Source organism: Streptomyces sp. ST2-7A, assembly GCF_021390475.1.
Classification (GTDB): Bacteria; Actinomycetota; Actinomycetes; order Streptomycetales; family Streptomycetaceae; genus Streptomyces.
In genome coordinates, this window is record NZ_JAJUWS010000002.1 from 116826 (window position 1) to 137670 (window position 20845).

Genomic DNA, 20845 nt, shown 5'->3' on the forward strand with positions numbered 1-20845 from the left:
CCACCCGCGCCTCCTCGCCTATCGTGCACCGGTCGCCGACCGGATCACTGCCGATATCAGTGTGCCGCTTCCTGTGCACCGTGGCGCACAGCCTCCCCCATGGCGGAAAGTCGCGGTCTACCCGCATGGACGACAACGACATATCCGCGAGTTGCATCACAAATCGACCACGCACCCTCGACAGAACATTGTGAGAGGCGTCACCCTGTCTTTCATCCACGCGGGGAGGCATGGATGAGCAGGAGTCGTAGAAGCATTCCGGAGGAGCTACTGCTGCTTGCTCTGGACCCGACCACGGGTACCACAGCACAGCCGCAGTCGCTCGACCTCGGCCTGGCCGGGGCACAGCTCGTCGAGCTGGCTCTCGCGGGGCGCATCGCCCCGAACGGAGACCGTATCGCCGTGGTACTCGCACGGCCCACCGGTGATCCGACCCTGGACACCGCATTGGAGTTGCTGCGCAGGCGCGGCGCCCCGGTGCGGGCGGTCCACTGGGTCGGAGGCCCCCGGCTGGGCCTGCGGCAGACCTACCTGTCCCATCTGGAACGCTGCGGCATGGTGCACGCGGTGGAGAACCAGATGTGCGGTGTGCTGCCGACAACGCGGTACCAGGCGACCGACACGGAGGTCAGCCGGGAGATCAGGGCCCGCCTGGACGGTGCGATACGCACCGGGTCCCCACCGGACGCCAGAACGGCCGCCCTGGCCGCCCTGGCGCACGCGGTGGGGCTGGGCAAGCACCTGTACCCGGGCAACGAGGGGCGGTCCTCCCGCTCCCGGTTGCGGGACCTGATCCGCCACGACCCGATGGGTGGGCTCGTCGCCCACGCCGTCATGGACGTGCAGAACGGTGCGGCCGGTCAGGCGCGTCGGGCCGCTCCGGCGCCCGTACGCGGCCGACGACCGACCGTGCCGGCGACGGCCCGGGGCGGACAACAGGTGCCGGACCAGACCCGTCGACGGGAGTCGGCCAGGGCGTCCGCCCGGCCGTCCCTCTCGCCGCATTAGCGCCGGTCGACAACCGGCCCGCGCGCCCCGACGGCGCACGGGCCGGTCCGATCGGTGCCGTGATCCCACCGGGAGCCGCCGATACGGGGTGCGGGGTCCGTCGGTCCATCGCCGAGTGCGGTGGACCGACGGCCCCGCGCCCCGTGTCCGTGTGCGCACAGGGGTTCGAACCCGGGTCCCCGATCGGGGCCTCCGGGACGTTCCGATGTCCCGCCGCGCCCCGCGAACCCCACCGGAACCGACCGTCTCCGACCGCATCGGATCGCCCGCTTGCGGTCCGTACGCCGCTGTTGACATCCTCCACCCCACACACGTCTGTAAGTGACAGGCTACCGAGCGGTGTTGGCGGCTCAACGGAGGTGCACCCCCGGTGACGGGAACGATCAATCCCACGGTGCGGCGGCGCAGGCTCGGTCAGGAGCTGCGCAGGCTCCGCGAGGACCGGGGCATGACGGCCGAGGAGGTCGCCGACCGGCTGCTGGTCTCCCAGTCGAAGATCAGCCGGTTGGAGAACGGTCGGCGCAGCATCAGCCCGCGCGACGTGCGGGATCTGTGCGGCGTGTACGACGTACAGGACCAGAAGCTCATCGACTCGCTGATGCAGATGGCCCGCGAGTCCCGCCAGCAGGGGTGGTGGCACGCGTTCGGCGAGTTGTCGCCCGGATACAGCGTCTACATAGGACTGGAGATGGACGCCGCCTCGCTGCGCATCTTCGAGCCCCAGGTGGTGCCGGGGCTGTTGCAGACCCCGGAGTACGCGGAGGCGGTGATCACCGGGGCGCTGCCGGAGGTCGGGACCGAGGAGGTCTCCCGCCGGGCGGAGGTGCGGCTGCGCCGGCAGGAGCGGGTGCACGACGGCGCCCGTCCGCTGCGGCTGTGGGCGGTGGTGGACGAGGCGGTGCTCCGCCGCGAGGTGGGTGGACGGTCGGTGATGGCCGAGCAGCTCAAGCATCTGGTGGATCTCTCCCGCCGCCCCAACGTGACGTTGCAGGTCCTGCCGTTCTCCTCCGGCGCGCACCCCGGCGTGAACGGACAGTTCGCGATCATGGAATTCCCGGACGCCACGGATTCCACCGTGGTGTACCTCGAAGGAGTGACCAGCGACCTCTACCTGGAGAAACCGAACGACGTACAGAACTACGGCGTGATGTACGAGCACCTGCGGGCGCAGGCGCTCAGCCCGGAGGCCACCCGGGAATTCATCCAGCGGATCGCCGGAGAGGGCCCCGGGTGGCGCTGAGGCACTCCGGGGGGAACGGGCGGGGAGGAATCCGGGAGGGGACGCGCGGGGGACGCGGGGCGGTCCCGATGGCGGGCGTGGACACGGGTGTGGGACGGCACGGGGGCGACAACCATCAAGGCGTCCCCGCCCATCCCGCACCCCCGGGCCCGCTTCCGACACGTCCCGGCGCCGTTCCCCACACCGGGAACTCCGACTCGACCCCCGTTCTGGTGATCGATTTCGACGCCGCCGAAAAGCCCGCCGAACCCTACACACACCCATGGGCGTTCCGCAGTCATATGCCGAAAGTGCCATTCATTCGTGTGAAACGTTTGCTCGAATCCCCCCGGGGCCCATTACCGTCCCTCCGAGGCGTCGCAGCAAGGCGGACGCCGACGTACGGAAAGGGCCGCAATACCTCATGGCGATTCAGCAGGGTTCGACTCATCGGTGGACCAAGTCCTCCCACTCGGGGGGCAGCGCGTGCGTGGAGGTGCTCTCGCCCGCTTCCCCGGCCCTCCTGGTCCGGGACTCCAAGGCGCCCACCGGCCCGCGCCTGGCCTTCTCCACCGCCTCCTGGACGGCGTTCGTCGACTCGGTGCCCGGCACCGACGCGGCCGGCGAACCGCGTCACGGCTGACCCGGCCGGGTCCGGGGACCGACCGGCGCCGATGACGATCGGCCCGGCCGGCCGCCCGGGGCGCCCACCCCGGCCCCACCGGGGTGTCGACCACACCGCTCGGCCCGGCCGGCACCCATCCGGTCCGGCCCGCCGCTCACCCGAGGGGGTAGCGGTCCGTCCACACCCCCTCGACGCCCCCCGGGCGGTGCAGCGCGGGGCCCTGGGTCATCTCCATGGCGAAGTCGTCCGCCAGTTCCAGGATGGTGCCGCGACCCTCCACGCCCGCCACCCACTCGGGGGGCAACACCGTCTCGCCGTGCAGGGCGCCCAGCAGGTTGCCGCAGATCGAGCCGGTGGAGTCGGAGTCCCCGCCGTGGTTGACGGCCAGCAGCAGGCCGTGCCGGGTGTTCTCGGCGACCAGCGCGCAGTAGACCCCGATCGACAGGGCCTCCTCGGCGGTCCAGCCCTCGCCGAGCGCCTCCACCCGCTCGGGCCCCGGCATCCCCCGCCGCACCGCCCCCAACGCGCGTTGCAGGGCGTCGGTGGTCTCCTCGTGGTGGGGGCGCACCGCGAGGTGGGCGAGCGCCTTCTGCACCGCCGCGTCCAGCCCGTCGCCGCGCACCACGGCGTGCACGATCACCGCCAGCGCCCCCGCCGCCAGGCCGGCGGTGGGGTGGCCGTGGGTCTGCGCCGAGCACTCCACGGCGAGTTGCAGGACCAGGTGTGGGTCCCAGCCGACCAGCAGGCCGAACGGCGCGGACCGCATGACCGTGCCGCAGCCCTTGGAGCGGGGGTTCTTGGGGGTCTCCAGGGTGCCCATGCGGGCGTCGCCGAGTCCCGACAGGCAGGCGCGGCCGGGCTCCCGACGGGCGTACAGCCACTCCTCGCGAGCCAGCCAGCCGTCACCGGGTCGGCGCTCGTCCGGGCCCCAGTCCCGCTGGGTGCGATACCAGCGCAGGTGGGCGGCGTGCACGTCGCTCGGCGGGTGCCAGACCCCGCTGTCGCGGCGGATGTGCGCGCGGATCAGGCCGTCCACGGTGAACAGGGTCATCTGGGTGTCGTCGGTGATCGCCCCCCGTCGACCGTGGGCGGGGACGTAATCGGTGACGCCGTGCGGGCCGTGGCGCTCGCGGATGGTCTCCAGGGAGTCGAACTCGATGCCCGCCCCCAGCGCGTCCCCGATGGCCCCGCCGAGCAGACAGCCGCGCACCCGGCTGCGGAAGTCCTGCTGTTCGGCGCGCCCCCACGGTCCGCCGCCGGTCACCGCCGCCGTGGTCATCGGCACCCCCTCCCCGTTTCGCCGAGCCGGTCGTGCTCCTTCCCCGGGCCCGGCCGGCCGACCCTCCCGGGTGCCGCGCCGGGAACCGCCCGTCGTCGACGGGCGGACCCCCTCCGGCAGGGTAGGGGAGCCGGCGCCGTCCGTCAGGAGTGCCTTCGGAACACAGGGGAACGGAATCGGCCGCGACCGGGGGTGAAGGGCGGCGGTGTGGTGGGCGGAGGAGGGGGCGCGGGACCCGGGCGCGGTCCGGGTCCCGCCGGCCGGTCAGTCGACCAGGGGCAGCAGTTCCGGCAGCCGACCGTCCTCCGCCAGAGCCCGTAGCCGCCGCTCCTCCGGCACCGGGCCGTAGTCGGTGGTGCGCAGCCGGGAGGGGCGCCCGGCCGCCTCGGCGATGGCCCGCAGGTCCGCCACCGAGCGGTGGGAACCGTACCGGGAGCCCGCCATCCGGGAGATGGTCTCCTCCATCAACGTGCCACCCAGGTCGTTGGCGCCCGAGCGGAGCATCCGCGCCGCGCCCTCGGCCCCGAGCTTGACCCAGCTGGTCTGGATGTTGGTGATGTGCGGGTGCAGCAGCAGCCGTGCCATCGCGGTGACCGCCAGGTTGTCACGAAGGGTCGGCCCCGGCCGGGCGATGCCGGCCAGGTAGACCGGCGCGTTGGTGTGGATGAAGGGCAGGGTCACGAACTCGGTGAACCCCGGCACATCCTTCTCCTCGTTCGCCCGCTGCACGGCCGCCAGGGTGCGCAGGTGCCCCAGCCAGTGACGGGGTTGGTCCACGTGGCCGTACATCATCGTGGAGGAGGAGCGCAGACCCACCTCGTGGGCGGTGGAGACGACCTCGATCCAGGTGGCGGCGGGCAGCTTGCCCTTGGTGAGGATCCAGCGGACCTCGTCGTCGAGGATCTCGGCGGCGGTACCGGGGATGGAGTCCAGGCCGGCCTCGCGGGCGGCGATCAGCCACTCGCGGATCGACAGGCCGGTGCGGGAGACACCGTTGACGACCTCCATCGGCGAGAAGGCGTGCGCGTGGATGCCCGGCACCCGCTCCTTCACCGCCCGCACCAGGTCGAAGTAGGCGGTGCCCGGCAGGTCGGGGTGGATGCCGCCCTGCATGCAGACCTCGACCGCGCCCACGTCCCAGGCGCCGGCGGCGCGCTCGGCGACCTGCTCCAGGGAGAGCGTGTAGGCGTCGGCGTCGGTACGGCGCTGGGCGAAGGCGCAGAACCGGCAGCCGGTGTAACAGACGTTGGTGAAGTTGATGTTGCGGGTGACGATGTACGTCACCTCGTCGCCGACGGTGTCGCGGCGCAGGTCGTCCGCGATCCGACACAGCGCCTCCAGGGCCGGGCCGTCGGCGTGCAGCAGCGCCAGGGCCTGCTCGTCGGTGAGCGCGGTGGGGTCGTCGGCGGCCGTGGAGAGCGCGGCGCGCAGGTCGCCCGCCACCCGCTCGGGGACCATGCCGGGGGCGGCGCTGCGGCGCAGTTCCTCCCAGTCGCCGTAGACCTCGTCGAAGTCGGCGCGGCGGTCGCCGGTGCGGCCCTCGGTGTCGATGGTGCGGTGCAGGTCGGTGCGGCCGGACGCGGTGAGCGGGCGGTCCGGCTCCTGCCAGGGGCGCCCGACCGGGCGGGCCGACTCGTCGGCGAGGCCGGTGTCGGGGTCGGCGAGGGCGGTGACGTGCGGCAGCAGCCGGGGGTCCAGCCAGGGCTCGCCGCGCCGGATGAACTCGGGATGGATGGTGAGGCGCTCGCGCAGCGTGAAGCCGGCGCCGGCGGTGCGCCGGGCCAGCTCGTCGATGTGCGGCCAGGGCCGCTCGGGGTTGACGTGGTCGGGGGTGAGCGGGGAGACGCCGCCCCAGTCGTCGATGCCGGCGGCCAGCAGCAGCGGATACTGCTCGTCGGCGAGGTTGGGCGGGGCCTGGATACGGGCCTCGGGCCCCAGCAGCAGGCGGGTCACGGCGATCGTGGCCGCCAGCTCGGACAGTTCGGTGTCGGGGACGCCGCGCATGGCGGTGTCGGGCTTGGCCCGGAAGTTCTGGACGATGACCTCCTGCACGCCCCGGTGGGCGCGGGCCACCCGGCGCAGCGCGAAGAGGGAGTCCACCCGTTCCTCGACGGTCTCGCCGATGCCGATGAGCAGACCGGTGGTGAAGGGGACGGCGGAGCGCCCGGCGTCCTCGAGCACCCGCAGCCGCACGGCGGGCTCCTTGTCGGGGGAACCGTGGTGCGGGCCGCCGGGCTCGGACCACAGCCGCTCGGCGGTGGTCTCCAACATCATCCCCATGGAGGGCGCCACGGGCTTGAGTCGCTGGAAGTCGGCCCACCCGAGCACACCGGGGTTGAGGTGGGGCAGCAGTCCGGTCTCCTCCAGGACCCGGATGGCCATCGCCCGCACGTAGGCGAGGGTGTCGTCGTAGCCGTGCGCGTCGAGCCACTCGCGGGCCTCGGGCCAGCGGTCCTCGGGGCGGTCGCCGAGCGTGAACAGCGCCTCCTTGCAGCCCTGTTCGGCGCCGCGTCGGGCGATGTCCAGTACCTCGTCGGGGGACAGGTAGGGCTGCCGCCCGGCACGGCGCAACTTCCCGGGGACGGTGACGAAGGTGCAGTAGTGGCAGCGGTCCCGGCACAGACGGGTGAGGGGGATGAAGACCTTCTTTGAGAAGGTGATCACACCGGGGCGACCGGCCGCCTCCAGGCCGGCGTCGCGGATCCGGGAGGCGACGGCGCACAGCCGCTCCAGATCCGCGTCGCGGGCCGTCAGCAGGACGGCGGCCTCGGCGGCGTCGAGGGTGACGCCGTTCTCGGCTCGACGCAACGCGCGTCGCATGGCGGTGGCCCCGGGGCGGTGCGCGCTCGTGGTCATTCCCCGAGCATACGAGCGGCACCCGGATCGGGACGGGTGGGGAGGGTGGCGCGTTTCCGGCCGACTCCCCGCATACCACCGCGCCCGGCGGGCGATCGGGTGGGGTTTGAGATGCGTCACGTCGGGCCGGAACGGGTCGGATCCGCCGGGTCCGGGCGGGTCCGCGGCGAACGGGCGGGCCCCGGGCGGGGGCGACCGTCCGACCGTGCCGGAGAGCGGATGTCCCGGCCGCCCCGGGTGTCCCCTCCGTCCCCCTTGCCCCGGCCGTCCCGGGCGCGGCGGACTCGCCGCGGTCGATCGTCAACCGGATTGTTCCGTAGCGGACTTGGCACGGATACGACCTGACGTTCCCGGCCCGTAACGTGCAGACTGTGCGGAGCGCGGGACGACCCGCGCGGCCACGCGCGTCGCACGCCCCGGGGCAGCCGCCCCGGGACCGGGCCGGTTCCCACGGGAACGGCCGCACGCGCGGACAGGGGATCGACACGGGCCCGGGGACGGTGAGGCACCGTCGACGGGACGGAGGACGGTGGCACGGGCGGTGGGCGCGGCGTACACGGTGAACACGGCGGGCGGGGCAGGGGTCGCGGGAACCTGCGCCGGGACCGACACGGAGACCGGCACGAAGGCCGCCGGGGGACCGGGGACGGCCCCCCACCCGGCGACCGGGGCCCGGGGGGACACGAACGGTGACTCCGCCGGGCGGGTCCGCCGGGCCGGGAGTTCGCCGACACCGGAGGAATCCCCGGCCTCCTCCCCCACCCTGGAGTTCCTGCTGCTCGGCCCGGTGCGGGTGCTGCGCGACGGCGTCGAACAGCCCGCCGGCCCGCCCCAGCAGCGGGCTCTGCTCGCCACACTGTTGCTGCACGACGGGCACCCCGTGGGAGTCTCCGAACTGGTGGACTCGCTGTGGGACGAGGACCCTCCGCTGCGCGCGGTGGCGGCGCTGCGCACCTACGCCTCGCGGCTGCGCCGACTGCTGGCCCCGCGCTCGGAGGTACTGGTCAGCGAGGCCGGCGGGTACGCGCTGCGTCCCGGCCCCGGTGACCGGGTGGACCTCGCGGAGCTGGACGAGCTGTGCGGGCTCGCCGAACGCGCCTCGCTGAACGGTGACGCCGCGGAGGCCCACCGGCTGTACGGGCGGGCGCTGGCGCTGTGGGACGGGGAGGCCCTGACCGGGGTACCCGGTCCGGCGGCCGACACCCATCGCAACCGGCTGACCGAACGCCGACTGGTCCTGCGCGAACTGCACCTGTGCGCGGCCCTGGAGTGCGGCCTGCACGTCGAGTCGGTCTCCGACCTGACCGCGCTGACCAGCAGCCATCCGATGCGCGAGACGTTGCGCGAGTTGCTGATGCTGGCGCTGTACCGGTGCGGGCGGCAGGGGGAGGCGCTGGCCGTCTACACCGACACCCGCCGAGTGCTGGACGAGGAGCTGGGGGTGGAGCCCCGCTCGGAACTGCGGGAGCTGCACCAGCGGATCCTCACCGCCGACCCGGCGCTGGACCCGACCCCCGCGCCGGGCCCCCGGGAGAGCGCCGCGACCCTGCCGCGTCCGGCACAACTCCCTCCGACAGTCGCTGATTTCACCGGCCGTCGGGAATTCGTGACGGAGCTGGGCGAGCGGTTGACGGACAGCCGGCGCCCGGTGATGGCGCTCTCCGCCGTCGCCGGTATCGGCGGTGTCGGCAAGACCACCCTGGCCGTCCACGTGGCACACGCGGTCCGCGAGCGGTACCCCGACGGACAGCTGTACGTGGACCTCCAGGGGGCGAGTCCGGCCCCGATGGAGCCGACGGCGGTGCTGGCCTCCTTCCTGCGGGCGCTGGGTGTCACCGATCCGGACGTCCCCGAGGGCCCGGGCGAGCGCGCCGCGCTCTTCCGCTCGCTGCTGGACGGCCGACGGGTGCTGACCCTGCTGGACAATGCCCGGGACGCCGCGCAGATCCGCGACCTGCTGCCCGGCACGCCCGACTGCGCGGTCCTGGTGACCAGCCGCACCCGCATGGTGGACCTGGCCGGGGCCCACCTGGTGGACCTGGACGTGATGAGCCCGGAGGAGTCCCTCCAGCTCTTCGCCCGGATCGTCGGCGCGGAGCGGGTGAACTCCGAACGACAGGCGGCCATGGACGTGGTGGCCGCCTGCGGTTTCCTGCCGCTGGCCATCAGGATCGCCGCCGCCCGACTGGCCGCCCGCCGCACCTGGGCGGTGTCGGTGCTGGCCCGCAAACTCGCCGACGAACGGCGCCGGTTGGACGAACTGCAGGCCGGCGACCAGGCCGTCAAGGCCACCTTCGAGTTGGGCTACGGCCAGTTGGAGCCCGAGCAGGCGCGGGCGTTCCGGCTGCTCGGGCTGGTGGAGGGCCCCGACATCCCGCTGCGGGCCGCCGCCGCGCTGTTGGACCGCGATCCGGAGGACACCGAGGAGGTGCTGGAGTCGCTGGTGGACACCAGCCTGCTGGAGTCCGCCGCCCCCGGTCGCTACCGACTGCACGACCTGGTGCGGCTGTTCGCCCGCGCCTGCGCGGAACGGGACGAGACCTCGGCGGCCGGACGGGCGGCCACCGACCGACTGCTGGACTTCCACCTGACCGGGGCCCGCCGGGTGTTCGCGATGGAACGGCCCGGCGACCGGACCGTGGAGCACCTCACGGGCGGACGACCCGTCCCCTCCGGGTCGGCGGAGTCGCCGGCACACCCGGACGGGATGGTCTTCGAGGATTTCGACGCGGCCCGCGAGTGGCTGTTCGCGGAGGCGGAGTGCCTGCTGGCCTGCGCCCGACAGGGAGCCCGCGAGGGGCGAACGGGCAAGGCGGCGGACCTTCTGATCGCCGCCAAGGACCTCGCCGAGACCGGCGCCTTCTCCCTGCAGTACGAGCAGGCCTGCGCGGTGGTGCTGGAGTGGGCGGTGGCGACCGGGGACCGGCACGCCGAGGGGCGGGCCCGGGTGTCCTCGACACACAGCCTGAGCGTGACCGGGCGGGTGCGGGAGGCCGCCGCGGAGGCCGCCGAGGCGGCCCGGCTGGGTACCGCGACGGGCGACCCGGTGGCCCGCGGCTACGGCTTCAACGACCAGGGCATCATCGCCATCTACCGTTCCCGGCACGAGGAGGCGGAGGAACACCTGGAACGGGCGGTGGCGGTCTTCCGCGAGGACGGCAACGCCCCCACCGAGGCCAGCGCGCTGTCGAACCTGGCCCGGGTGCACCTGAACACCGGCCGGGTCGGCTCCGCGCTGGAGCTGGCCGGTCGGGCGCACGCCATCTACCTGGGAGTGGGGGCGACCCTGCGGCTGGCGAACGCCAAGTACGCGCTGGGCATGGCGCTGACCGCCGCCGGCCGGCACACGGAGTCCCGGGAGCGGTTGGAGGAGGCGGTGGAGATCTTCCGGGAACACCGTCAGCGACTGTGGGAGGGGATGTCGCTGTTCCGACTGGGCGAGGCGGTGCGGGCGGCCGGCGACGACACCGGGGCGGCGGCGCTGGCCGAGCAGGCGCTGGGGCTGCTGCGGGACATCGGGGGCGACTTCCGTCGGGCGCAGGTGCTCACGCTGCTGGGCCGGGCGCTCGCGGGGTCGGGCCAGCGGGGTCGTGCGCGGGCCTGTTGGGAGCAGGCGCTGGGGATCTTCGAGGCGGAGAGGATGCCGGAGGCCGGGGAGGTGCGGGACCTGCTCGACTCCTCCGGCGAGGAGGGGCCCGGGCGGGGACGGCGGGCCGATCCGACACCGGTGTGACCGGCCCGGCGGCGGGTGCGGATGCGGCGACCCGTCGGCGGACGCGCCGACGGGTCCACGGCGGGCGACCGGTGTCGGTGCGGGTACCCGGCCCGGCGACCGGTGTCGGTGCGGTGACGGGTGCGCGGTGGATCCCGCGCGACGTGATGGGACGCGGGGAGGGGGACCGGGACGGACGGTGCCGGCAGACCGACGATCGGACCCCGACGGGAACCATCGACCCCGTTTTCGACGTGACACACCCTCAGCAGCGCGTTTATCAGATGTTCAACCACGCCCGAGAGGGTCGCCGACACATCCACCGGACAAGGGAAGCCGGCGGGTGGAACAGCGGGACGCGCCCGCCCCCACCATCGGGCGGGCCGGTCCGTGCGGCGCACGAGAGAACAGGAGAACGACATGACGACCGACGTGACTCCGCAGGAGAACCACGCCACGGGGGAGCCGGTGGTGCCGGCCGACGGCGGGAAGAGGCCCACCCCGCCCGGGCCCCGCCCGGACGAGAACCACGCCACCGGCAACCCGGTCGACACCCGTCCGCAGGAGAACCACGCCACCGGAACCGGCCCGACCTGATCCCTCCGCGACGGGACCGACGGAACGCCGGCACCCGCCTCGCACCGGACCCGACCGCCCGGCGCGACACGCACCGCCGCCCCGCCCCTCCCGCCACCCCGCGTCCGGTGCGGCCCGACTCCCGGGCCCGTGCCGACGCGGTACCGGCTGCCGCGTCCCTCGCGGCAGCCGGTTCGTGCTGTCCGGGCGCCGCACCGGAGCCGCACCGGAGCCGCCCCGAGGGGACGCCACCCGTCCCCGCCCCCGCACGTGCCGTCCTCCCGACGGCTCGCCCCGGTCCGCCGGATCGGGGAGCCCATCGAAGAACCCACGACCCGGGAAACCCCACCGGGAAACCCCGGAACAACGAAGGAGAGGTACCCCGTGCTCCGTACCGCCGCCCTCGCGCTGATCGGCTCGCTGGCCGCCGCCGTCCTCCTGGGCCTCGGCGCGGTGGACGTGCCGAAGGCCCCGGTCGTCCCCGCCGACAACCACGTCACCTCGATCCCCCGGGCCTGACCGGCCGTCCCGCCGGTTCGGACCGAACCGGCGGGACCCCGGGACCCCGGGGCGACTCCGGGACGTTTATCGATCGTTTATGCCTCCCTGCCATGCTCATCGCACACGGAACGCCCGGCGGGGGAAGGCGATCCGAGAGGTCCGGTCCGGCGGCCCCGGGGGAGTCGCCGGACCGGACCGACGGGCGGGGCCCGGTGGCCGGGAGGGGGAGCCACCGGGCCCCGCCCGCGTGTGCGCCGGGGACCGGGTCCGGCCCGCCGACGCACACGTGGGCGGGTCCGGCGACCCCGGGGCGTCCGACCGGGGAAACCACCCCGGCGGGCGGAGGCCGGGACCGCGACCCGACGGTGTTCACGAACCCCGCCCCTCCCCCGCACCCCGGCGAAGGCGAATGCCCCTCGGCCCCGGGAAGCCGACCGCGAGGTCCCCCATCCGGTGGTGGTCGGTGCCCCGCCGACCGGGGCCGCGCACCGCGCCGCCGCCCACGGGGGCCGGACCGACCATCGGGGCCGGACCGGGCCGCCCGTCCGGTCCCGGATCGGCGCGATACCCCCGGATGGCGGCGCCGGCGTGCGCCGATCGTGTACGGGTCATAGCTTCGGGTGACGAGAACTGACGCCCCGGGCGGCGTCGGGGATGCCCGTGAGGAGGCATGTCCGTGACCATTCGCTCGTTCATAGCCATCCCGCTCGCCGTCATCGGGGCGGCGATGGTCGTCCTGGGGTCCTTCCGACCCTGGTACGGCGACCGGCTCGGCCGGGAAATCCCCCCGGCCGAGGTATTCGGCACCCCTCCCCCACCGGGGGAGACCATCGGCGCGGCGGCCGGGCTCCTCCCGCTGCTGATCGCCGCCGGCACACTGGCCGTCCTCGGCCTACTGCTCCGTTCCCGACTGCTGATCGGCCTGGCCGGGGTGATCGGGCTGGTCCTCACCTCGCTGTGGCTGCTGAACACCTACCAGCTGGAGAACAGCCTCCTGCTGGGCGGCGCGGGGCTGGGGTCGGGAGCCCTCCTGGCCCTGCTGGGCGGCGGGTTGCTGGTGGCCGCGGCGGCCGTCATGCCGGGGCCCTGGCTGGTGTGGGAGCGGGTCGATCCGCTACCACCGGTCTCCCGACCCATCAATCCGCTGGTGGTCACCGGGTCGTGGCCCGACGGCGAGGTACCGGCCGGCATCGCCGCAGAGGCGCGCGGACCCACCGGCACGCTCTCCACGGCGCTGACCGCGCCGCTCCACCCGTCGGCGACCGTGCAGGCCGGCGGGACGACCGGACTCGAATTCGGCGAGGAACCCGTCGACCCGGACGCCCCCCACCCCGCCGGGACATCCGACGGATCCACCGGGGTCCACCGTCCACCACACCGCGGGGAACCCCTCGGCACCACCGGGGGTGCCGCGCTCCCCCACCCCTGAGTCGCGTCCCGCCCCGGGGCCCCGACCGGGACCGGTCCCATCCCGGTCCCGGTCGGGGTCTCAGGAGGCCCGGGAGGACTGGCGGGTGCCGCGCCCGGCGTCCAGCGCGTAGACGCAACGGTCCTGGCTGCAGGTGAAGAGCATCCCGCCCGCCACGGCGGGGGTGCCGGTGATCGCCCCGCCCATCTCCAGCTTCCAACTCAACCGGCCGGTGACCGCGTCCAGCGTGTACAGGCAGTGGTCCTCGGAACCGAAGTGCACCCGGCCCGCCGCGACCACCGGGGAACCGACCACCGGCCCGCCGGTGCCGAAGCGCCAGCACGGCGTGCCGTGCACGGCGTCCAACGTGTACACGGCCGAGCCGGCGGACAGGTGCACCAGGCCGTCGGCGACCAGCACCGGCTCGGGCGAGTTGCGCGGCTCGGTGGCGATCCGCCAGCGCTCGGTGCCGTCCCCGGCGTCCAGCGCGTAGACCGTGCCGAGGTAGTCCACCACCCACACCCCGGTCGGGGAACCCCGCCGGGACGGCCCCGGAGTGGGCGGGCACAGGAACGCGGCGGGCGCGTCGAAGCGCCAGCGCTCGGTGCCGTCGGCCGCGTCGAGGGCGAAGATCCGGGTACCGGCGCTGACGTACACGGTGTCGGGCCCGGGCCGCAGCCGCACCGGCACACCGCCGGTGGCGGAGGCGTCACCGACCGGGTGACTCCACAGTTCGGCGCCGGTCCGCGCCTCCAGTGCGTAGAGGCGGTCGTCGGCACGGGTGTAGACGGTGCCCCGGGCGACGACCGGGCCGGTGTCGGCGGTCTCGAAGTCGGTCTGCGCGCCGTCGATCCCCCACAGCCGCTCGCCGGTGGCGACCTCCAGGGCCTGTACCCCGCCGCCCCGGACGCCGGTGACGACGGTGCCCCGGTCGACGGCCAGGGAGTAGATCCAGCCCTCGGGGGCGACGCTCCAGTGCTCGGCACCGTCGGTCGGGTCCAGGGCCCGCAGGGAGGGGCCGTCGGAGGCCAGCAACCGGCCGCCGGAGACCTCCGTCAGCCAGGCCACGTCCCGGGTCTTGAACTGACGGCGGCCGGTGGCGATGTCCAGTGCGTGGACCTCGAAGGAGGAGACGTACAGCAGCCCGTCACGAGCCACCGGGGAGCCCCACAGTTCGTTGCTCATACGGAACCTCCACGGTCGCCAGCGCACCGGGGCGGCGGCGGGCGCGGGCGGGGACGCCGGGGCATCGGCGGGCGCGGGCCGGTCGGCCTCCGCCACCGGGGACGGCGGGGCGGCACCGGCCGAGGGCGAGCCCCGGTGACGCCCGGACCCGCCGGGGCCTCCGGATCCGTCCGTCTCGACGGTCCCAGGCAGCGGACCGAGCATCATGGTGCCCTCGGGCAGGGGGGCGATCCCCGATGCCCCGGCCGCCGGGCCCGCGGCCGCGACCGGGGCGGGGACCGGGGGCAACGGCGGTGGTCCCTGCGACGGGGCGGCGGACGGCGCCGAGGACACCTGCGGCACCGGGAACCGGGCCGGTACGGGGGTGGCGGAGGCCGCCGGCGGGGGCGCCGCTGGCATCGGCGGCGGGGCGGCCTGCGGGCGGGCCGGGGGCCGGGAGGCGGGGTCGGGGCGTGGCTGCCCCCGACGCCGACGTTCTATCAGCGCCACGGCCCCCGCCGGCAGCCAGGCGGAGGCGGTGCCGCTGTCGTCACCGGAGGCGAAGAGGTGCGGGGCGAGTTGGGCCTGGAGGTCGGCGGGGGACGGCCGCTCCGCCGGGGTGTGCCGCATGCACGCCTCGATGAGGGGGTGCAGTTCCTCCGCCAGCCCCTCCAGGTCGGGGTTGTCGCGCAGCAGCATGAAGACGGTCTCCACCGGGTTGGCGCCGTGGTAGGGCGGGTGGCCGGTGCCCGCGTAGACCAGGGTGGAGGCGAGGGAGAAGATGTCGCTGGCGCCGGTCACCCCGCGCGAGTCGCGCGCCTGTTCGGGCGACATGTAGGCGGGGGTGCCGACCGCCACGTTGGTCATGGTGAGCCGGGTGGTGGAGACGCCGGAGGCGATGCCGAAGTCGATCACCCGCGGGCCGTCCTCCACGACCAGCACGTTCGACGGCTTCAGGTCGCGGTGGACCAGCCCCGCCCCGTGGATGGACTGCAGGGCCTCGGCGATACCGGCCGCCAACCAGCGGACGGCCTGCGGGGGGAGCGGGCCGCACTCGCTGACGATCTCCTCCAGCGAGGGGGCGGGCACATAGGCGGTGGCCAGCCACGGCACCGCCGCGCGCGGATCGGCGTCGACGACGGCCGCGGTGTAGAAGCCGCTCACCGAACGGGCGGCCTCCACCTCGCGGGTGAAACGGATCCGGAACAGCTGGTCCTCGGCCAACTCGGTGCGCACGGTCTTGATGGCGACCCGCCGCCCGGACGCCGAGCGCGCCAGGTAGACCAGACCCATGCCGCCGGAGCCCAGCCGTCCGAGCACCTCGAAGGGACCGATCCGCCGGGGATCGTGCCGCGTCAGCTGCTCCACCATGAGTCCTTTGCCACCTCCCCGTGGGGACGCCGCCCGGGCGCCCCGTGCAGCATCTCACCGCCGTCGGCCGCCGACGGTCGTCCGTGCCGATTCTTCCCGCCCCGGCCGACAACGGTGAACGCGGGGCCGGCGCGTCGTCACTCCGTTCCACGCCCGTGACGCGTCGTCGAACGAACCAGTCGAACACCCATTCCCGGGAGGTTCTCCCGTTTCCCTCCCGCTCCCCGTCGGCACCCCGTCCCGGATGCCCACCGGGGCGGCGGGACGTGGCGACCCGGGGGCGGCCCAACCGACTCGCCCTCGGAGGGCCCGCGTCCCGGACCGGCGTCCGAGCGGACGGCGCGGCCCCGGAAGGGGATACGAACCGGCGGGGTCCGCCGGTTCCCCGACCGCGCGTCGGCCGGAGGACCCAATGCTAGGTCCCGGGGGTGCCGCACCGACGGCGAGTACGTCCCCCCGGAGTGTTCGGCGGGACGTGCCCGACGGGGAGCGGTCCGTGCGGCGCGACGCCCGGTGGGGTCCCGGGTGACGGTACGAAAGCAGCCGGCAGGACCCCGAAACGGCCGTCCACCCCGTTTGGAAGCGGACAAATGGCGCGTAAACACCCCGCCGATAAGCTGACGGCATGACAGGACAGGTAACGACCGTCGACGGCCGGATCGCCGGTCGGCGCGGTCAGGCAACCCGACAGAAACTCCTCGACTGCCTCGGGAAGATGCTCGCCTCCTCACCGTATCGCGACGTCCGGGTGATCGATGTCGCCCGGAAGGCGGGCACCTCCCCGGCGACCTTCTACCAGTACTTCCCCGACATCGAGGCCGCCGTCCTCGAACTCGCCGGTGACACCGTGCGGGACAGCGGTGAACTGGCCGGTCTGGCGGAGAACCGCGCCTGGACCGGACGCGCCGGTCGGGAGGCCGCCGAGGAGTTGGTCGACGGCTTCCTCGCCTTCCGTCGCCGCCATGACGCCATCCTGCGCGTCATCGACCTGGCCGCGGCAGAGGGCGACCGACGCTTCGTACGCATCCGCACCAAGGTGCACGGCGCGCTGGTCCGGCCCCTGGCCGAGACCGTCGAGGCGCAGGGCGGACGCGGACGCGCCGAGCCCGAGGCGCCGCCGATCGCCGTCGCCGCCGCCCTGGTGACCATGCTCACAGCCGTCGCCGAGCAGTCCAAGAGCCTCCAGTCGCTGGGGGCGAAACAGAGCGACACCCGCCCGGCCCTCGCACTGCTCGTCCACCTCGGGGTGACCGGGCGCAAGCCCGGGAAGTGACCCCGGCGGAACTCCCCGGCCCTGTCACCGGGGGACGTCGCCCCTCCACCACCCTCCCGGCGCCCCGGACACCGACCGTCCCGGACCCGGACGTCGACACCCCCTTCCGCCACGTCACACCTCCGCGCGCCCCCACACGCCGTCACCACACCCCCACCCCGTCCGCGCATCCTCTTCACCACGCATTCATCGCAAACCCATTCGAAATCCGTCGACCGGGTACCCCCCACCGGAACCCGGCCACAAGCGGGTAACACCGACCCGGCCCCGTCCGGCACCGGCCCACCGGCTGCGTATCCTCTGGGCATGCCGATACCCGCCACCACACCGCCGGTGCACGTCATCGGTGGCGGCCCCAGCGGCCTCGCCACCGCCGCCGCCCTGGTCCGGCGCGGCATCCGAACCATCGTCGTGGAACGGGGCGCCGAGCCGGGCACCTCCTGGCGGAACCACTGGGACGGCCTGCGCCTGCACACCACCCGCCGCTGGTCCTCACTGCCCGGCCTGCCGCTCCCGCGCTCCGCCGGACGCTGGGTGCCCCGCGACGAGTACGTCGCCTACCTGGAGCGCTACGCCCGCGCGCACCGGCTCGAGTTGGCCTGTGGCGTGGAGGTGTCCCGGATCGAACCCCTCGGCGATCCCGGCGAGATCGACGGCGGCGACGGGTCGGACGGCCCCGACACCGGCGCGGAGGACGGCGGACGCTGGCTGCTGCGGGCCAACGGCGGACGGGAACTGCGCGCCTCCGCCGTCGTCGTCGCCACGGGCGCCAACCGAGTTCCCCGGATACCGGCCTGGCCCGGACTCGACGACTTCAGCGGTGAGTTCCTGCACGCCTCCGCCTACCGCGCCGCCGAACCCTGGGCCGGTCGGGACGTGCTGGTCGTCGGCCCGGGCAACAGCGGTGCCGAGATCGCGGCGGAACTGGTCGCCGGCGGTGCGGGCCGGGTCCGGCTGGCCGTGCGCACGCCCCCGCACATCGTCCGCCGCTCCACCCTCGGCTGGCCCTCGCAGGCTTCCGCCGTGCTGTGCCGACGGTTGCCCGTCGGCGTGGTGGACCGCCTCGCCGTCCCGATGACCCGCATGGTGCCGGACCTCTCCCGGCACGGCCTGCCCCGGCCGGAGAGCGGCCTGTACTCACGGGTTCGCGAGGGTGCCATCCCCGTTCAGGACATCGGCCTGGTGCGGGCGGTCCGCCGGCGCCTGGTCGAACCGGTCGCGGCGGTGGTCGGTTTCGAGGGCGACCGGGTGCTCCTCGCGGACGGCGGGTCCATCGCCCCCGAGGTGGTCATCGCCGCCACCGGCTGGCGCCCGGGCCTCGAACCGCTGGTGGGGCACCTGGAGGTGCTCGGCGACGACGGTCGACCGCGCGCGGAGGGCCGGGAGGGCCCGCTGCCGGAGGCACCGGGGCTGTGGTTCACCGGTTACATCCACCCCATCAGCGGCATGTTGCGGGAGATCGCCCGGGAGGCCCCCCGGATCGCCGCCGCCGTGGCGCGCGAACTGTACGAGCACCGCAGCGGGGGGCACGGCCGCAGGGCCCGCCGCGTCGCCGCGCGCGCCGCCCGGGAGGCCCGGGCGGCGGCCGCCGCCGGAGCCGATCCCCGGGTCATGCCGGCCCGGGCCGGCGACTCGGGCCCGGCCGTGGAGGGGCCCGCGCCCACCGACGCGCCCGCGAGCGCCGGCACCGCGGGGACAGCAGGCCCCGCCGGCACCAAGGAGAGCGCGGCGGCGGCCCCGACACCCGCGGAAGCCGGGGCGGACCCGGCGGAGACGGACGGTCCCGGCGCCGGAACCCCCGGTTCGTCCGGCGCCGCTCCCGAGCCGGACAGCGCCGACGCGGAGGACACGCGCCCGGCCGCGAACCTCGATGTCGGGGTCGCCGATCCGGAGCGGAACGTCCCCACCACGAGCGCCGCCGGGACGGCCGGTACCGCGCCCGTCCCGGCCCCGACGGTTCCCCTCGACAAGGCGGGAACCGTGGCCCCGCGGGCGCCGACCACCGGCGCGGACACTCCCGGCCGGGTCGGGGTTCCGAACGAGGCCGACGGCCCGACGACCGATCACACCGGCGACGAGCCGACCCGTGCCGCCGAGGCCGAGGTGGATCCCGTCGCGACGGGATCACCGGAAACGGTTGACGGCGATCCGGACACCCCCTCGGAGGACGTGGTGCCCGCACCGGCCGCCCGGGGCCCGAAGGAGGAGAAGGCCCGACCGGCCCCGGCGGGGTGATCGGGCCCGGCCGACAAGTGCTGTTTCACGTCGCGAACGGCTGTCGTGACGTGGCCGGAACCCACCGGTCCACCGCCGGCCCCGGAACCTCCGGGGAGCAGTCCAATTCGCACCAGATGCGCTTCCCGCCGGGCTGGGGCCGCCAGCCCCAGCGGTGGGCGAGTGCCTCGACCAGCTCCAGCCCGCGCCCGCTGGTGTCCTCGCCTCCGGTCTCCCGGCGGCGAGGTGGGCGCAACGTGCGGTCCGCCACCTCGATCCGGATCACCACCGGCGTCCCGGACTCGACGGGGATCCCGTCCCCGTCCGGGACACCGACACCGCATACGGCGCACCCGCCGGGTCCGGCCGGCTGCGACGGACCCCCGACGCGGCTTTCCGGCGGACCGTCGGGACGACCCGGGGCATGTGGCTCCCGATGCCCGGGCCCGGTGGGGGGCTCTTCCGGCCGTCCGATCGGGGAGGGATGACGTGGCGGGTGACGATGGGCCGACGCGGGTGCGGGGAGGATCTCCAGCCGCAGCACCGCCGACCGGCCGGTGTGCACGACGGCGTTGGTGACCAGTTCCGAGACCAGGAGCACCGCCGTGTCGACCAGATCGATCGGGGGCCCGGGGAGCTCCCCGAGGAATCGTCGCGTCCACACCCTGGCGCGGGAGACCTCCCCCGGGTCCGCCCCGACCTCCAACCGCTCCTGCAGTTCCTGCACCGCTCACACCATCCGAACCGGTGGAATGCGTTCCCGGCACGCCCGGGAACGCCCCGGGACCGCGCCACGGCGCACGAATCCCGGGACGAACCAGCATGGTTGACGAAGGACCCACACAACAAGCACTTCCGGTGTATTCCGGCGCAAAGGAGTACGGTCCGGTGCGATGTGCGAGACACCCGGGCCGTGTTCGGATGTCTGTTCGCCTCCGGGGGAAGCCCCGCGAGCGGTCTCCGGGGACGGGGGAGGTCGCACGGGTCCGGGGCGCGGTCGGGTACGGCCCGGCGCGCCCGGGATTCCCCGCGAACACCACGGACGCCGGTCGACACCTCCGTCCCCGGGGCCGTCGACCGGCGTCCGTCCGTGTCCCGCTCCGGCCTCAGGTCGACAGCGGCTCCGCCGCGTCGCGGGCCGCGCTCTCGGGGTCGGGGTAGTGCTCGAACAGTCGGAGCACTCCCAGGGCCGCCAACACCCGGTTGACGTGGGATCCCTCGCCACCGGCATCCGGTGGGAGGACGATCCGCAATCGGCCGGCGCAGGAACGCAGCAACCGACGTGCGGCGATCAGGACGCCCACACCCGTGGAGTCACAGAACCGCACCCCGCCCAGATCGATGATCAGATCGCGGCGCCCCTCGGCGACCGCGTCGTGCACCCGGCGACGCACCATCGGGGCACTGACCAGATCGAGTTCTCCCTCGACCCGGAGCACCCACCAGGCGCCGAGCCGTTCCTCCCGCACCGTCAAGGTCACGTCCCGCAGCCCCTTTTCGCGATCGTCCGGTACCCGGGACGAGCGGCCGCCCGCGGGCCTTTCGGTCACCGACCCCCGATCGAGGGCCCGCTTCGCCCACGCGATGCCCGGTGACGGGCCGCTCAAGCCTCAGGGAACACACCGGGGCGCACATCGCG

13 protein-coding genes and 1 pseudogene are annotated in these 20845 nt (G+C 74.6%); 9 read left to right on the top strand and 5 right to left on the bottom strand.

Annotation, left to right across the window (positions count from 1 at the left end):
• Positions 1-234 precede the first annotated feature (234 nt).
• The 3 genes from LZF96_RS02175 to LZF96_RS02185 all read left to right on the top strand — a co-directional run bounded on the left by LZF96_RS02175 (position 235) and on the right by LZF96_RS02185 (position 2870).
• Positions 235-1008, top strand: a complete 774-nt coding sequence (locus tag LZF96_RS02175; RefSeq protein WP_233865099.1) for a GPP34 family phosphoprotein — start codon at positions 235-237, stop codon at positions 1006-1008.
• 370 nt (positions 1009-1378) lie between these two features.
• The gene (locus LZF96_RS02180; RefSeq protein ID WP_233865101.1) at positions 1379-2248 is read left to right on the top strand and encodes a helix-turn-helix transcriptional regulator; all 870 of its coding nucleotides are present in this window, start codon (positions 1379-1381) and stop codon (positions 2246-2248) included.
• A 403-nt stretch (positions 2249-2651) separates the two neighbouring features.
• On the top strand, positions 2652-2870 hold the full coding sequence (locus LZF96_RS02185; protein WP_233865103.1) for a DUF397 domain-containing protein: 219 nt from the start codon (positions 2652-2654) through the stop codon (positions 2868-2870).
• Positions 2871-3006: 136 nt separating this feature from the next.
• Here LZF96_RS02185 and LZF96_RS02190 read toward each other — a convergent pair whose 3' ends face one another.
• A complete protein-coding gene (locus LZF96_RS02190) occupies positions 3007-4131 on the bottom strand; it encodes an ADP-ribosylglycohydrolase family protein (RefSeq protein ID WP_233865105.1) in 1125 nt (374 codons plus the stop codon).
• Between the two features lie 264 nt (positions 4132-4395).
• A complete protein-coding gene (locus LZF96_RS02195) occupies positions 4396-6987 on the bottom strand; it encodes a bifunctional FO biosynthesis protein CofGH (RefSeq protein WP_233865107.1) in 2592 nt (863 codons plus the stop codon).
• 529 nt (positions 6988-7516) lie between these two features.
• Here LZF96_RS02195 and LZF96_RS02200 point away from each other — a divergent pair.
• The 4 genes from LZF96_RS02200 to LZF96_RS02210 all read left to right on the top strand — a co-directional run bounded on the left by LZF96_RS02200 (position 7517) and on the right by LZF96_RS02210 (position 13205).
• Positions 7517-10720, top strand: a complete 3204-nt coding sequence (locus LZF96_RS02200) for a BTAD domain-containing putative transcriptional regulator (RefSeq protein ID WP_374203061.1) — start codon at positions 7517-7519, stop codon at positions 10718-10720.
• Positions 10721-11119: 399 nt separating this feature from the next.
• Entirely contained in the window at positions 11120-11296 is a 177-nt protein-coding gene (locus tag LZF96_RS02205) for a hypothetical protein (RefSeq protein WP_233865108.1), read from the top strand.
• Positions 11297-11659: 363 nt separating this feature from the next.
• Complete coding sequence (locus LZF96_RS26360; protein WP_267940329.1) at positions 11660-11794, top strand: hypothetical protein; 135 nt, start codon at positions 11660-11662, stop codon at positions 11792-11794.
• 658 nt (positions 11795-12452) lie between these two features.
• On the top strand, positions 12453-13205 hold the full coding sequence (locus LZF96_RS02210; RefSeq protein ID WP_233865110.1) for a hypothetical protein: 753 nt from the start codon (positions 12453-12455) through the stop codon (positions 13203-13205).
• A gap of 60 nt (positions 13206-13265) precedes the next feature.
• Here the strand turns inward: LZF96_RS02210 and LZF96_RS02215 are convergent, their stop codons facing one another.
• The gene (locus tag LZF96_RS02215; RefSeq protein WP_233865112.1) at positions 13266-15719 is read right to left on the bottom strand and encodes a PQQ-binding-like beta-propeller repeat protein; all 2454 of its coding nucleotides are present in this window, start codon (positions 15717-15719) and stop codon (positions 13266-13268) included.
• A gap of 625 nt (positions 15720-16344) precedes the next feature.
• Here LZF96_RS02215 and LZF96_RS02220 point away from each other — a divergent pair.
• Both LZF96_RS02220 and LZF96_RS02225 read left to right on the top strand, forming a co-directional pair.
• Positions 16345-16992, top strand: a complete 648-nt coding sequence (locus LZF96_RS02220) for a TetR family transcriptional regulator (RefSeq protein ID WP_233865113.1) — start codon at positions 16345-16347, stop codon at positions 16990-16992.
• 306 nt (positions 16993-17298) lie between these two features.
• Positions 17299-18495 (top strand): annotated as a pseudogene (locus LZF96_RS02225) (flavin-containing monooxygenase); the annotation flags it as partial.
• A 757-nt stretch (positions 18496-19252) separates the two neighbouring features.
• Here the strand turns inward: LZF96_RS02225 and LZF96_RS26860 are convergent.
• Positions 19253-19933, bottom strand: a complete 681-nt coding sequence (locus LZF96_RS26860; protein ID WP_308294127.1) for an ATP-binding protein — start codon at positions 19931-19933, stop codon at positions 19253-19255.
• A 379-nt stretch (positions 19934-20312) separates the two neighbouring features.
• Positions 20313-20687 carry an STAS domain-containing protein gene (locus tag LZF96_RS02240; protein ID WP_233865114.1) on the bottom strand — a complete coding sequence of 125 codons (375 nt, stop codon included), beginning with the start codon at positions 20685-20687 and terminating at the stop codon, positions 20313-20315.
• Positions 20688-20845: the final 158 nt, after the last annotated feature.